This is a genomic window from Methylobacterium sp. WL1 (genome assembly GCF_008000895.1).
Lineage (GTDB): Bacteria > Pseudomonadota > Alphaproteobacteria > Rhizobiales > Beijerinckiaceae > Methylobacterium.
The window spans coordinates 5,583,993-5,596,913 of sequence record NZ_CP042823.1 but is presented as its reverse complement, the minus strand read 5'-3'; the positions used below and the strand labels follow the sequence as shown (position 1 = coordinate 5,596,913).

Here is a 12,921-nt window from a genome sequence, read left to right as displayed (position 1 = left end):
AACCACGAGGCCGGGATATAACAGGCATCTGCTCGAAGAAGGCCAGCGCCTCGCCTGCACCGAGCGTCGAGAGCCTGTCGTACGGGATCGTCCCGCGCGGCACCCTTGGCCCAAGTTCCCCTGGGATGCGATCCGGATCATGAGCGCCACGCCTGTCCGTCGGACGATCAAGCCGCTGACGATGCGCATTCTCGGGACCGTGCTCGCCGTCGCGACGCTCGGTGCCCCGGCCGAAGCCGCCCGGCGCGCGAAGCGGAACGCCGCAGCCGCCCCCGCCACGGTGACGGTCGATTACAGCATCAACCTCGCGGGCCTGCCGATCGGCACCGCCCGGCTCGCCGGCAGCTTCGAGCGCGACCATTACCTGATGGATGTCTCCGCGACGCTGACCGGGCTGGTCGGGGCGATCACCGGCGGCAGGGGCTCGGCCCGGGCGTCAGGCATCTTCTCGGCGGCGCCGCAGCCCGGCGCGTTCTCGATCGCCACGCACACGGCGAGTTCCGGGATCGCGGTGCGCATGGCGCTGGCGCACGGCAACGTCGTGCAGGCCGAGATCACGCCCCCCCTCGTCGACATGCAGGACCGGGTGCCGATCACGGCCGACCACAAGCGCGGCATCATGGATCCGGTGAGCGCTCTGCTGATGCCAGCACAGGGCCGGGGCGAGTTGCTCGATCCAGCCAATTGCAACCGTAGCCTGCCGGTGTTCGACGGTGCGACCCGGTTCAACGTGGTGCTGAGCTACGCCGAGACCCGCGCGGTGCAGAAACCCGGTTATGCCGGCCCGGTTCTGGTTTGCACGGCCCGCTATCAGGCGGTGGCCGGCCACAGGCCGGATCGACCCGGGGTGAAGTTCATGGAGGACAACCGCGAGATGTCGGTCTGGCTCGCCCCGGTCGAAGGCACGCGGGCGCTCGTCCCGCTGCGCATCTCGGTGCTCACCACCATCGGTACCAACATCATCGAGGCGACGCGCTGGACCCAGGGCGCTGCCGCCGGGACGGCCGGGGCGAGCGTCGCGCAGGCGAGTTTGCCCGGGCAATAGCGCCAAACACCGCGATCCATCTTTGACCGGCGGCCTCTTTCCGGGCACCCCGTGCGCCCGCGGCAGAGAGGATGCAGGACCATGGCGAAGGTCTACATCATCGTCCGGATGACGGTCACCGACCCGGAGACCTACGCGGCCTATGCCGAGATGGCCTCCGCGGCGATGCGGCTTCACGGCGCCAAGCCCCTGGTGCGGGGCGGACGTAGCGAGGCGCTGGAGGGCGAGGCCCGGCCGCGCAACGTCGTGCTGGAATTCGATTCCTACGACGCCGCGCGGGCCTATTATTTCTCGCCGGAATACCAGGCGGCCAAGGCGAAACGCCTGCCCGCCGGTATCGGCGAGGTCGTGCTTGTCGAAGGTGCCGACTGAAGCTGCCCGCTCACGCGGCCAGGGGCGCCCAGTCGTAATGGGTCGCATAGGCGTTCTCCACCGCCGGGATGATCTCGACGATCGTGAACCACCGGTCCCAGAACGGCGTCTCGCGCAAGGCTTCGACGACGCTTTCGTAGGCATGATGCTCGCTGGCCTCCCAGACCCAGAGATCCGTGAAGCGGGCCGTGTAGAATTCGGCGTCGTAGAAGCGCAGCGTCACGGAATCCGCGTGGCGGCGCAGGATCGGCTCGAACACCTCGCGCAACCGGGCGAAGCGATCGTCGATCGACATCGCGAGCCATTCGGGCGAGGTCTTCACCAGCATGAAGACGGTGAGTTTGGGGTTGAAGGTCGGGTGGGACATGCGTTCTTTCATTCCGCGGGTCGGTTGGGACGCGGCGATGATGCCCCCGGGCGGCTCAGCGGCGAACTCGCGTTCATGACCGCCCGGACGGCGCGCGGGCCGCTGCTCAAGCCCCGGAAAAACCCGGAACAATCGCGGTCTGCCGAGACGGTGCGGACGATCCTCGAAGGCGCGGCTCGCGTTCTGGAGGAGCGCGGGCTGGCCGGCTACACGACCAATGCCGTGGCCGAGCGGGCCGGCGTCTCGGTCGGGTCGGTCTACCAGTACTTCCCCGGCAAGGATGCGCTGACCGCGGCCCTGGTCGCGCGGGAGACCGGCCTGCTGATCGCCGCGGTGCACGCCGCGGCCGAGGCGGCGACGCCGGAACTCGGACTGCAACGCATTGTGCAGGCGGCCGTCGCCCATCAGATGTCCCGGCCACGTCTCGCGTTGCTGCTCGACCGCGAAGAGAACCGGCTCCAGCCGGCCGACAGCCTTGACGCGGTCCACCGGGCGATCTCGGACGCGTTCCTGACCCTGCTGGCACGCCTCGAACCCGGACCGCCCGTCGCGATCGAGATTGCCGCGGGCGACCTGTTCGCGCTTGTGCGGGGCATGGTGGATGCCGCCGGGGAGCGGGGCGAGCAGGCCGGCGATGCGCTCGAACATCGGGTCCTGCGCGCGGTGTTCGGCTATTTAGGATTGCCCGCGGTGCTGCCGTAACCCGCGGGTCCGGCAGCGCCGCCTACGACCGTATCGCGCAGTACTTGAGATCGCGTGCGATCGAGCGCCATCGAATGTCATCGCGGTGGACGGACCGGTAAACCCCCGATCGGATGTTACCGACCACGGCCAACAAACCCCGGCGCCTGTTGCGCGAGATGTAAACCCGCTTGCGCTGCTCGAGCTGATGAAGTGCCCGTTGGAAAAAATCGATCGCTTTCCTGCGGTCGAAAAGCGGAAAGGTGACCTCGGTCTCAGTTGGGAGATTGCGGATCACTTCGACCATATCGGCGGTCGCAGAGATATAATCGTCGAATTCTTTGATTGGGTCGTAGCCTCTCGTTTTTTGACTGCGTCGGCCATCGCCAAATAGATTTGTCGAATGTTGGCGGTACGTCACGAGCGGCTTATCGAACTCGGCAGTCTCGCCCACGACTTGGCCGAGAAAAACGATCCATCTGTCGTGTGCAATCTTTTCTTTGGGGACTATGAAGTCGCGGAATCGGCCTTCGATATTGGCTAGGCTCAACAATTCCCGACGAAACACGATGGAGAAGCCGAAGAATGTCAGCCAGGGATCGTAGCTCAGCGGCGGCTTCACTCCCGTGCGCTCGATGCCCTGAGTAAATTTTACCAGCTTACCAGTTGCTTGATCGAGACTTGAAGCGGCGTGAACGATCAACGAAATATTCTTGTTGTCAAAATGGTGCGCTGCGCAAGCAAGTTTCTCCAGATCCCAAATATCATCCTGGTCACAGAAGGCTACGAAGTCCCCTTTGGCCGACAACGCCGCCATCAGAAAATTGTCGCGAAATCCGAGATTGATGTCGTTGACCGTGATTTTGATGGCCACCGCCGAACGAGCCGCAATCGACCTGACGATATCTAGCGTTTCGTCGCTCGACCCGTCATCGGCGACGATAATCTCAATCGGCTTGATGGTTTGATTGATGACGCTTTCAAGCTGCTCGCGGATAAACGCCGAGCCGTTATAGGTGGCTATAACGACCGAAACAGTTTTTCCTGCAGTACCCATTCCCGCCGGCCTCGACATCTTAGATTTTAGAATTCAAAGCTCGATCCACCTATGAACCCAGCACACTCGCCACAGAGCGAGAAATATAGCGTTTCATTAATAGAGCACGCCCATCTAAAGCGGAAGCGCGTATAATTCCGGCAGCGCTTGCGCGCTCCGGTGGCTCTGGCAGGCCTTCATTCGAACAAATTGCGGATAAAATTCTGTCGTATTTGTATAATGAGCCCTATGCTCACCATTGGCCGCTCGGCGGCATCTATTCAATCGATAATCTATGCATGTCGGAAGGGTGTGCCACTCTTTTCCGCGGTTCGATCAAGGCGCGGAAATGTCAGCCGCGGCATTCACGATTTGCGCACGGATCGTTCCCATTTCGAATAGCGCCCTGTTTATCGACATCGGCGCGCGAAGCCGAATAGGATGAAATTTTATCTTAAAGTCACAGCTCAGATGGCGCTATTGAGAACTCATATCACACTTAATACCTGCATATCTCGGGACTATAATTATAAATTTGAAAATATTTATCGATAAAATCAGCCTGCTTGGACCTGATCATTTGATCGTAGTGGCTGGTGCATTGCCGGTTAGCCCCTATGGCTTTGACGGCTTGGCTGTTCCTTGCCGGGCGTCTCGAATCTGCCCGCACTTTGGCTGGGCGACCTGGCGTGTCCGGCCTGGAATCCGTGAGTTCCCGTCCCCGAGTGAATCAGTTGCAGCCTTCGAAACGCGGCTGAGGATTGTGGTCTGGCGTTTCGAGGGCGTTCCAGGATGGGTGGGATTGTGCGGCCTGCTAACCGGCTGGCCGCCGCACACGAATTGTTTTGATGTTCCCACGATGATCGGCCCATGGCCCTACACCGCTTTCAAGTCACCCTGATTGTCGGGGCCGTGGCCCTCGTCGGACCGGCGGCGGCCCAGCCCCTGAGCGCCGGATCAGGCGATCCCGGCTGCGGCGGCGATGCCTTCTCGTCGGCGCAGGTGATCGAGCACCGGCCGCCGCGGCATGGCCCATTGGTCTCCGTTCCCGACACCCTCTGCGCGGACGTCGCGCCCCAGCCTGGATCGCCGGCCATGCAGATCGTGGTCGATCCGCTGATTATGCCGCAGGTTGGCAGCGACCCAGGTGATATCCCATATGGGGGAGGACCGAGGCGGCCCTATCGTCCCTGACGCGACCGGCCGTACGAGACCTCCAGCCCGCGCCATGACGGCGCCGCGCCGGCCTTCCCGTCCGAAGGAACCGCCGACCATCGACGCGCCGCTCCGCCCCCTCCCCCGCCGGTCCCTGCCGCGCGACGCCCGTGCCCGCGGCGTGACGGCGGTCCTCGGACCGACCAACACCGGCAAGACGCATCTCGCGATCGAGCGGATGCTTGCGCACCCGACCGGCATGATCGGGTTGCCCCTGCGGCTGCTCGCCCGGGAGGTGTACCTGCGCGTGGTCGCCAAGGTCGGCCCCGAGAAGGTCGCCCTCGTGACCGGAGAAGAGAAGATCAAGCCAGACCGGCCGCGCTACTGGATCTGCACGATCGAGGCGATGCCGCGCGACCTCGACGTGGCCTACGTCGCCATCGACGAGATCCAGCTCGCAGCCGACATGGATCGCGGCCACGTCTTCACCGACCGCCTGCTCTACGTGCGCGGCCGTGAGGAGACGCTGCTGATCGGCTCCTCGACCATGCTGCCGCTGGTCCAGGCACTGCTTCCGAACGTCCACACCACGACTCGGCCGCGGCTATCGAAGCTCACCTTCGCGGGGGAGAAGCGGCTGTCGCGCCTGCCCCGGCGCACCGCGATCGTCGCCTTCTCGGCCGAGGAGGTCTACGCCATCGCAGAGCTGATCCGACGCCAGCGCGGGGGTGCCGCGGTGGTGCTTGGGGCGTTGTCGCCCAGGACCCGCAATGCCCAGGTCGAGATGTACCAGGCCGGGGACGTCGACTACCTCGTGGCCACCGACGCGGTCGGGATGGGGCTCAACCTCGATGTCGACCATGTCGCCTTCGCGGCGAACTGGAAATACGACGGCACCCGGTTTCGCAAGCTGACGCCCGCCGAGATGGGCCAGATCGCCGGCCGCGCAGGACGCCATCTCTCGGACGGGACCTTCGGCTCCACGGGGCGCTGCCCGCCCTTTGAGCCCGAGATGGTCGAGCGGTTGGAGAATCACGACTTCGACCCGCTGCGCATCCTGCAATGGCGCAACCCTGACCTCAGCTTCGGCACCCTGGAGGCGCTCCAGGCGAGCCTCGACGAGCATCCGCGCGAGTCAGGTCTGACCCGGGCGCCGATGGGCCAGGACCAGCAGGCCCTCGAGATCCTGATGCGCGAGGACGATATCCGCGACATGGCGCGGAGCGCTTCCACCGTGCGGCGGCTCTGGGACGTCTGCGGCGTTCCGGATTACCGCAAGGTCCACCCGCAGGTGCATGCCGACCTCGTGGCCCAGCTCTACCGTTTTCTCATGAAGGGCATGGCCGGACGCATCCCCGACACGTGGTTCGCCGAGCAGATGGCGATGATCGATCGCACCGACGGCGACATCGATACGCTGTCCCGGCGGATCGCCCAGGGACGCACCTGGACGTTCGTGGCCAACCGCCCCGATTGGCTGCGCGACCCTGAACATTGGCAGGGCGAGACACGTCGGGTAGAGGACAGGCTGTCAGACGCCCTGCACGAACGCCTCGCGAGCCGCTTCGTCGACCGGCGCACAAGCGTCCTGATGCGGCGCCTGAGAGAGAACACGATGCTCGAAGCCCAAATTTCCGCCGACGGTGATGTCACCGTCGAGGGTCAGCATGTCGGTCACCTGCATGGATTTTTATTTGTTCCGGATGCCAGCGCAGAGGGGCACGAGGCCAAAACTCTGAGGAGTGCCGCCGAGAAGGCGCTCTCCGGGGAGATCGAGGCCCGGGCCGACCGCTTCGCGGCGACAGCCGATTCCACCCTCGTGCTCGCGCATGACGGGATGATTCGCTGGACCGGTGCCCCGGTGGCGAAGCTGACCCCCGGCGAGAAGCTGTTCGCGCCGCAGATTCGGCTGCTGGCCGACGACAGCCTGACCGGCGCCCATCGCGAGAAGGTCGAGGCGCGCCTCGATGCCTGGCTCAAGGCCATGATCGTGCGCCTGCTCGGCCCGCTGATGGAACTCGAGACCGCCGGCGACCTCACCGGCCTCGCCAAGGGTATCGGCTATCAGGTGGTCGAGGCTCTGGGCGTGTTGGAACGCTCCAAGGTCGCCCAGGAGATGCGCAGCCTGGACCAGGAGGGGCGCGGGGCGCTCCGCCGGCACGGCGTGCGATTCGGCGCCTACCACATCTTCCTGCCGGCCCTGCTGAAGCCGGCGCCGCGGACGCTTGCGGCACAGCTGTGGGCCCTCCGCAACGGTGGCCTCGACCAGCGCGGCCTGGACGAGATCGCGCATCTCGCGGGCTCGGGCCGGACCTCGATCAAGGTCGATCGCGAGATCGCCAAGGGCCTCTACCGGGCGGCCGGCTTCCGTGTCAGCGGTGAGCGGGCGGTGCGGGTCGACATCCTCGAGCGTCTGGCCGACCTGATTCGGCCGGCGATCGCCTATCGCCCCGGTACCACACCGGGCGCGGCGCCGGAGGGTACGGCCGACGGTGATGCCTTCGTGGCCACGGTCGGAATGACCTCGCTGGTCGGCTGTTCGGGCGAGGATTTCGCCTCGATCCTGAAGTCTCTGGGTTACTCGCTGGAGGCCCGCCCCGGACCCGCGATCACGGTACCGCTGGTACCAGCGGCCGCGACTGCGCCGGTCGTCGTGACCCCACCATCTGAAACTGCACCGGCAAGCGAGACCGGCGAAACCGATCCCGGCTCCCTCGGCGAGTCGACCGGAGACGAGGCCGACGCCTCAGCGCAGGCTGCGACCGCGGAGGCCTCCGTCGCGGAGACTTCGCTCTCCGAAAACGCTGAGTCTGACGCCGCTCCAGAGACCGGAACGGAAGCCGAAGCCGAAGCCGCTCCCGAAGCCATGGCGGAGGCTGAGCCCGTCGAGGCTGCTGCCGACGCCTTGCCGGAAGCGGTTGACGCACCGCAATCCGAGGTGGAAGCGATCCCAGCCGAAGCCGCGCAGGCCGCCGAGGCACCCGAATCCGAGACCCGTCCGACCACCGAGACTCACGAGGTGGTGGAAGCGAACGAGACCGTATCCGAGACCGCCAGGAACGAATCCGCGGCTGTGGAGGGTGAGACCCCGGCGGAGCCGGTGCTGATCGAGGTGTGGCGCCTGCAACGCCATCAGCGGCCGGCCAATCCTCGGCCGCAGAACCGCCCGCGGGGCGCGGGGCGTGGACGCGATGGCGCTCAGCCGGGGCAGCCGGGTCAGCATCAGGGTCCGGGCCGACCGGAGGGCGGGCGTCCCGAACACCGGCGGGCCGAAGGCGGTGAGCGCCCCGGCAACGAGGGCGGTCCCCGCACCGGACGCGACCGCGGCCCCTCGCCGTGATCGCTTCGAGGGCGGCCGGCCCGAGCGCCGGGACGACCAGCGCAGCGCCGAGCAACGCCACGCGGCGCCGCGGCCCGACCAGCGTCCGCCGCGGCGCGAACGGGCTCCGGATCCGGATTCGCCCTTCGCCAAGCTGGCGGCGCTCAAGGCGCAACTCGAAGCCGGCGACGGCGGGAAGCGCTGACGCCCGCGGATGCGGGAGGGTCGGCAACGGCTCGACAAATGGCTGTGGTTCGCGCGGTTCGCGCGGACCCGCTCCCTGGCCGCGCGCCTGTCCGAAGACGGCTTCGTGCGGGTGAACGGAACCCGAGCCGAGAACCCGGCCAAGGGCATCGTGATCGGCGACGTGGTGACTGTGGCCGCTCCCCACGCGACCCTGGCCGTGCGCGTACTCGCCCTCGGTGAGCGGCGGGGACCTGCCCCGGAGGCGCGGGCTCTTTACGAGGACTTGGCTGGCGTACAGACGGCGATCGAGCCACCCGAGTGATGAGCTGGCGCCACATCCGTGCGTCGCGGATCGGGTCGCAGGCCCCTGGGACACCCGTGCGCTTGTCAGCCTGGAAGGCAGGGTCTAGAGCCCTTGGCTTCCGAAAGACTTGGTTCGACGCGAGGTTTTGCGGCGCACCATCGAAGCGCCGCCTGGGCGTGCGGGCCTTCCAGGCTCCGCCCGGGCTGAACAGAATTTTTAGGACGAAGACAGCCGATGACCTACGTCGTCACTGACAACTGCATCAAGTGCAAGTACATGGACTGCGTCGAGGTGTGTCCGGTGGACTGCTTCTACGAGGGCGAGAACATGCTCGTCATCCATCCGGACGAGTGCATCGATTGCGGCGTCTGCGAGCCCGAGTGCCCGGCTGAAGCGATCAAGCCTGATACCGAGTCGAACCTCGAGACGTGGTTGAAGCTGAACGCCGACTACGCCAAGAGCTGGCCGAATATCACCCAGAAGAAGGACGCGCCGTCGGACGCCAAGGAGTGGGATGGCGTCTCGGGTAAGCTCGAGGCGCATTTCTCCACCAACCCTGGCTCGGGCGACTAGAGCCTGATGTCCTGCGGAGGTCGCCCAGGACCAGGGCGGATCGAAACGCGGACACGGGCGGGCAGAACTAGGATCACGGATCGCCTCACGATGTTGCGATCCAGCCTCGGCCCGTTCGGCGCTTGTGGATCATGGCCGAAACCGTCTTTGACCTGCGTCAAGCGAAGCCCTGAGCCGCGATCAGGTCATTCCTCTCCGGCTTGGCCGGTGTAGAACTCTTTCGAGGCTGCGCCCGGATGGCGCGCGCTTCTTCAGGGATGCTTTGATCTGTGCGCCGGATTGTGATACACAATCCGCCTGCCGTCGCTTGCGCCAGACGTGCTTCCTCAGGCCGAAATGCCTTTCGCTTTCGTGAATTAGAGGAGTGGCACGCGAACGACCGCCGAGGGTGACTTCGGCGGGTGTTCCGGTGTTTGCACGGCCGCGCCGGGGAACGCCCGGATCTGTGCCTGGTGGGCACGGATCCCGGGAACGGCGAGGCAAACCGGGTATCCCGCCCGGAAGAACACGGTTTTGCGCGGTGCGGAGCATCGCGCGCCAGTGGAGGCCCTTCTCGCATGACCACAGCCAAGAAGACGACGACCGTTGGCCGGCAAGGCTTCAAGACCGGTGAGGCCGTCGTATATCCGGCCCACGGCGTCGGTCGCATCACCGCGATCGAAGAGCAAGAGATCGCGGGCTACAAACTTGAGCTGTTCGTCGTCTCGTTCGAGAAGGACAAGATGGTTCTGCGCGTCCCGACCGCCAAGGCCAACTCCGTCGGCATGCGCAAGCTCGCCGAGCCGGACCTGGTAAAGAAGGCGCTAGACGTGCTGACCGGCCGCGCTCGGATCAAGCGCACCATGTGGTCGCGTCGGGCTCAGGAATACGAGGCCAAGATCAACTCTGGCGACCTGCTGGCCGTCACCGAGGTGGTGCGCGACCTGTTCCGCTCAGAGGCGCAGCCCGAGCAGTCCTACTCGGAGCGCCAGCTCTACGAGGCTGCCCTGGACCGGATCGTGCGTGAGATTTCCTCGGTCAACCGCATCACCGAGACCGAGGCGCTGAAGCTGATCGAACAGAGCCTGGCCAAGTCCCCACGCCGCGCCAAGAGCGAGGCCGAGCCGGAGGCGGAAGCCGAAGGTGAGGGCGATGACATCCAGGAAGTCGCTGCCTGAAGCGCCCCTGTTTCTTCGATGAGAACAAGCCCGGCCCCTTGGGGTCGGGCTTGTTCGTACCGGCATGCCGGATCGGTCGCGTCTCCCGCTTTTCCACGTCAGTTCGACGCACAGGGGACTGGACGGCGCGACGTTAGAACCCATGTTTCTTGGTGAAACACGAAATCGTGGCCATCGGCCTGTCGCACTGCGAAGGCACGTGGCGGAACTTTCGTGATTGGCCTTCCGTTGTCGGTTGCCTGGCGCCGCCATTCGGTGACGCCCTGCGGGTTGGACGTTCCGTTCGGCGCCGCAACAGCACTCGGCAACAAGAGGCAGGCGGGATGGCTGATATCGCTGGAATTCGACGGCAGTTCATTCGGACTGCCATGGAGGCGCCCTTCCTGGCCCGGGAAGAAGAGCGCGGCCTCGCCGTCCGCTGGAAGGACAACCGTGACGAGAGAGCGCTGCACCGCCTGATTTCAGCCCATATGCGCCTCGTCATCGCCCTGGCGGGGCGTTTTCGTCACTACGGGCTGCCGATGGCAGACCTGGTGCAGGAGGGTCACGTCGGCCTCATGGAGGCCGCAGCGCGGTTCGAGCCGGAGAGGGATGTCCGGTTCTCGACCTACGCGACGTGGTGGATCCGCGCATCGATCCAGGACTATATCCTGCGCAACTGGTCGATTGTGCGCGGGGGAACGTCCTCGGCTCAGAAAGCCCTGTTCTTCAACCTGCGCCGGCTGCGTGCCCGGTTGATGCAATCCACTGAGGAGCATGTCGGCGACGAGATCCATCGCCGCATCGCGACCGCCATCGGCGTCTCGCGCGACGACGTGGCTCTGATGGATGCCCGCCTTTCAGGTCCCGACATGTCGCTGAACGCCCCCGTCGGCGAGGACAACGACGCCTCATCCGAGCGCATGGACTTTTTGGTCGACGGTGCGGCGCTTCCGGACGAGACCGTGAGCGCGACGGTCGACGGCGAACGGCGCCTCAGCTGGCTGCAACAGGCCCTGACGGTCCTGTCCGAGCGCGAGCTGCGCATCCTGCGTGAGCGGCGCCTCGCTGAGGATCAGGCGACCCTCGAAGCCCTGGGTCAGCGCCTGGGCATCTCGAAGGAGCGGGTCCGCCAGATCGAGAACCGCGCCCTGGAAAAACTCCGTCGCGCCCTGGCTGACAGGTTCCCGGCCGCGACCGGGAGTCCGCATATCGGCTGATCCTTCCGACAGGAGCAACCGATCTTTTGAACAAGCCCGGCCCCTCGGCCGGGCTTTTTGCGTTTCCCGCAGGGGGTCCCGTACCTGATCGGCAAGAATTTTTACGCTCCCTGGCCCGCCGTGCGTCGCCGCTCCCTCCGACGCCTGCGCCGACCGGGCTCCGGCGTAGCGTCGAGCCATATCACCAGCACCAGGGCGATAAGGGCCGGTACGCCGAGGGCGAGGAACGCGCCGGTCCAGCCGAACAATCCGTAGGACAAGCCACCATACCAGCCCGACAGGGCGCCGCCGACGCCCTGCACGGCGTTGACACTGCCGAGCGCTGTCTGGGTTCGCCCGGACCCCCAGGTCAGGTCCGCCACGATCACCGGCACCGCCACGCCGACGATGCCGGAGGCGACGCCGTCCAGGACTTCCGCCGTGATGAGCCAGACCGGATCGTCAATCAGACCCGACAGGACGGCCCGCACCGGCAGTACTGCGAACGCCACCATCAGGAGCTGGCGTCGTCCGCGCCGATCCGCCAGGGAGCCGGCGAACAGGGCCACGGGCACCATCACGAGCTGTGCCACCATCACGTAGCGGGCCGTCCATGTCGTCGCGTCGGCGGCGGTGGCCACCAGTTTCTGTCCGAGCAGGGACAGCATGCCGCCATTGCCAAGGTTGAACAGCGTCAGCGCCACGGTGAGCACCAGCAGACGCCGGTTGCCGAGGACCTGACGAATGCCGCTGCGCTGCGGCTCGTCGTCCGCGTCCTCCTCCCAACCGACCGCGCGACGTCGACTCCAGGCGCCGGCCGGGGTCGTTAGCGTCGCGACGATCGCGGCGACCGCCATACCGCCCAGCACCCAGAAGGCGATTGCCGGACCGAATGTTCCAGTGCCGAGGCTGATGCCGCCGGCGGCGATCAGGATGCCAACATGGTTGAACGCCTGGTTGCGGCCCTGTTGTTTAGGGAACCCGTCCTTCCCGACGATCCCGAGGGTCAGCGCGGCGACCGCCGGCAGCAACAGGGTACCTCCCGCCGCGGCGAGCAGCTGCGCCACCAGGACCGCCGGGAAGCTGCGCGCCGGGAGAAGCAGGAGCGTGCCCGCCAGGATCGCCGCGCAGGCGAGCGCCACCAGGAGACGCGGACGTGTAAAGCGGTCGACCATGGCCCCGAACGGGCCGCTCAAGAATAGCGTCGCGATGCCCACTAGGGTGATGACAAAGCCCACCCGCGCCGGACTCCAGGACGCAGCCTGCGCCAGCCACGTCCCCAGGAAGGGGCCGAGGCCACCCTGGATGTCCCCGGTGAACAGGTTGATCAGGGCAAGGTGTGCGGTGGGGCTCATGCGATCCAGGTCTGGCAATGGGCCCCGGACCTGAACGCCGTCCCTCGTACGGTCAAGCCCGGCAGCGAGCGTCCGCCCCCTGCGGCCGCGCCGGCCGGGCGGGCCGTACGGCGTGAGCCCGTCGCCGAACGACCCGTTCTCTGGCGCGACCTCGACCGAGTTCACGAACACGTCGGCTGGCGTCACCCCCGGC

General features: G+C 66.1%; 10 protein-coding genes and 1 pseudogene. 8 read left to right on the top strand and 3 right to left on the bottom strand.

What is annotated here, in order from left to right; translation table 11 throughout:
- The first annotated feature begins 181 nt into the window (after window positions 1–181).
- On the top strand, window positions 182–1,045 hold the full coding sequence (locus FVA80_RS27290) for a DUF3108 domain-containing protein (protein ID WP_147906415.1): 864 nt from the start codon (window positions 182–184) through the stop codon (window positions 1,043–1,045).
- Window positions 1,046–1,126: 81 nt separating this feature from the next.
- On the top strand, window positions 1,127–1,417 hold the full coding sequence (locus FVA80_RS27285) for a DUF1330 domain-containing protein (protein WP_147906317.1): 291 nt from the start codon (window positions 1,127–1,129) through the stop codon (window positions 1,415–1,417).
- Between the two features lie 10 nt (window positions 1,418–1,427).
- On the opposite strand, the gene FVA80_RS27280 is transcribed toward FVA80_RS27285, so the two are convergent.
- Entirely contained in the window at window positions 1,428–1,784 is a 357-nt protein-coding gene (locus FVA80_RS27280) for a darcynin family protein (RefSeq protein WP_147906316.1), read from the bottom strand.
- 75 nt (window positions 1,785–1,859) lie between these two features.
- Here FVA80_RS27280 and FVA80_RS27275 point away from each other — a divergent pair, with 75 nt between their 5' ends.
- Window positions 1,860–2,486 (top strand): TetR/AcrR family transcriptional regulator, encoded by a 627-nt coding sequence (locus FVA80_RS27275; protein WP_147906315.1) that lies wholly within the window; start codon window positions 1,860–1,862, stop codon window positions 2,484–2,486.
- A 22-nt stretch (window positions 2,487–2,508) separates the two neighbouring features.
- On the opposite strand, the gene FVA80_RS27270 is transcribed toward FVA80_RS27275, so the two are convergent.
- Entirely contained in the window at window positions 2,509–3,522 is a 1,014-nt protein-coding gene (locus tag FVA80_RS27270; RefSeq protein ID WP_147906314.1) for a glycosyltransferase, read from the bottom strand.
- Between the two features lie 1,372 nt (window positions 3,523–4,894).
- Between FVA80_RS27270 and FVA80_RS27260 the strand changes: the two are divergent.
- The 5 genes and pseudogenes from FVA80_RS27260 to FVA80_RS27240 all read left to right on the top strand — a co-directional run bounded on the left by FVA80_RS27260 (window position 4,895) and on the right by FVA80_RS27240 (window position 11,394).
- Window positions 4,895–8,180 (top strand): annotated as a pseudogene (locus FVA80_RS27260) (helicase-related protein).
- A 9-nt stretch (window positions 8,181–8,189) separates the two neighbouring features.
- Window positions 8,190–8,483 carry an RNA-binding S4 domain-containing protein gene (locus tag FVA80_RS27255; RefSeq protein ID WP_147906312.1) on the top strand — a complete coding sequence of 98 codons (294 nt, stop codon included), beginning with the start codon at window positions 8,190–8,192 and terminating at the stop codon, window positions 8,481–8,483.
- 216 nt (window positions 8,484–8,699) lie between these two features.
- The gene (gene fdxA, locus FVA80_RS27250) at window positions 8,700–9,038 is read left to right on the top strand and encodes a ferredoxin FdxA (RefSeq protein ID WP_147906311.1); all 339 of its coding nucleotides are present in this window, start codon (window positions 8,700–8,702) and stop codon (window positions 9,036–9,038) included.
- 557 nt (window positions 9,039–9,595) lie between these two features.
- Complete coding sequence (locus FVA80_RS27245; protein WP_147906310.1) at window positions 9,596–10,195, top strand: CarD family transcriptional regulator; 600 nt, start codon at window positions 9,596–9,598, stop codon at window positions 10,193–10,195.
- A gap of 323 nt (window positions 10,196–10,518) precedes the next feature.
- The gene (locus FVA80_RS27240; RefSeq protein WP_007559662.1) at window positions 10,519–11,394 is read left to right on the top strand and encodes an RNA polymerase factor sigma-32; all 876 of its coding nucleotides are present in this window, start codon (window positions 10,519–10,521) and stop codon (window positions 11,392–11,394) included.
- 101 nt (window positions 11,395–11,495) lie between these two features.
- Here FVA80_RS27240 and FVA80_RS27235 read toward each other — a convergent pair whose 3' ends face one another.
- Window positions 11,496–12,728 (bottom strand): MFS transporter, encoded by a 1,233-nt coding sequence (locus FVA80_RS27235; protein WP_147906309.1) that lies wholly within the window; start codon window positions 12,726–12,728, stop codon window positions 11,496–11,498.
- Window positions 12,729–12,921: the final 193 nt, after the last annotated feature.

What these genes read in the sequence shown, in the direction of transcription:
- FVA80_RS27290 (WP_147906415.1), top strand. Translation starts at nt 182, where the DNA reads ATGCGCATTCTCGGGACCGTGCTCGCCGTCGCGACGCTCGGTGCCCCG.
- FVA80_RS27285 (WP_147906317.1), top strand. Translation starts at nt 1,127, where the DNA reads ATGGCGAAGGTCTACATCATCGTCCGGATGACGGTCACCGACCCGGAG.
- FVA80_RS27280 (WP_147906316.1), bottom strand. Translation starts at nt 1,784, where the DNA reads ATGTCCCACCCGACCTTCAACCCCAAACTCACCGTCTTCATGCTGGTG.
- FVA80_RS27275 (WP_147906315.1), top strand. Translation starts at nt 1,860, where the DNA reads ATGACCGCCCGGACGGCGCGCGGGCCGCTGCTCAAGCCCCGGAAAAAC.
- FVA80_RS27270 (WP_147906314.1), bottom strand. Translation starts at nt 3,522, where the DNA reads ATGGGTACTGCAGGAAAAACTGTTTCGGTCGTTATAGCCACCTATAAC.
- FVA80_RS27255 (WP_147906312.1), top strand. Translation starts at nt 8,190, where the DNA reads ATGCGGGAGGGTCGGCAACGGCTCGACAAATGGCTGTGGTTCGCGCGG.
- fdxA (WP_147906311.1), top strand. Translation starts at nt 8,700, where the DNA reads ATGACCTACGTCGTCACTGACAACTGCATCAAGTGCAAGTACATGGAC.
- FVA80_RS27245 (WP_147906310.1), top strand. Translation starts at nt 9,596, where the DNA reads ATGACCACAGCCAAGAAGACGACGACCGTTGGCCGGCAAGGCTTCAAG.
- FVA80_RS27240 (WP_007559662.1), top strand. Translation starts at nt 10,519, where the DNA reads ATGGCTGATATCGCTGGAATTCGACGGCAGTTCATTCGGACTGCCATG.
- FVA80_RS27235 (WP_147906309.1), bottom strand. Translation starts at nt 12,728, where the DNA reads ATGAGCCCCACCGCACACCTTGCCCTGATCAACCTGTTCACCGGGGAC.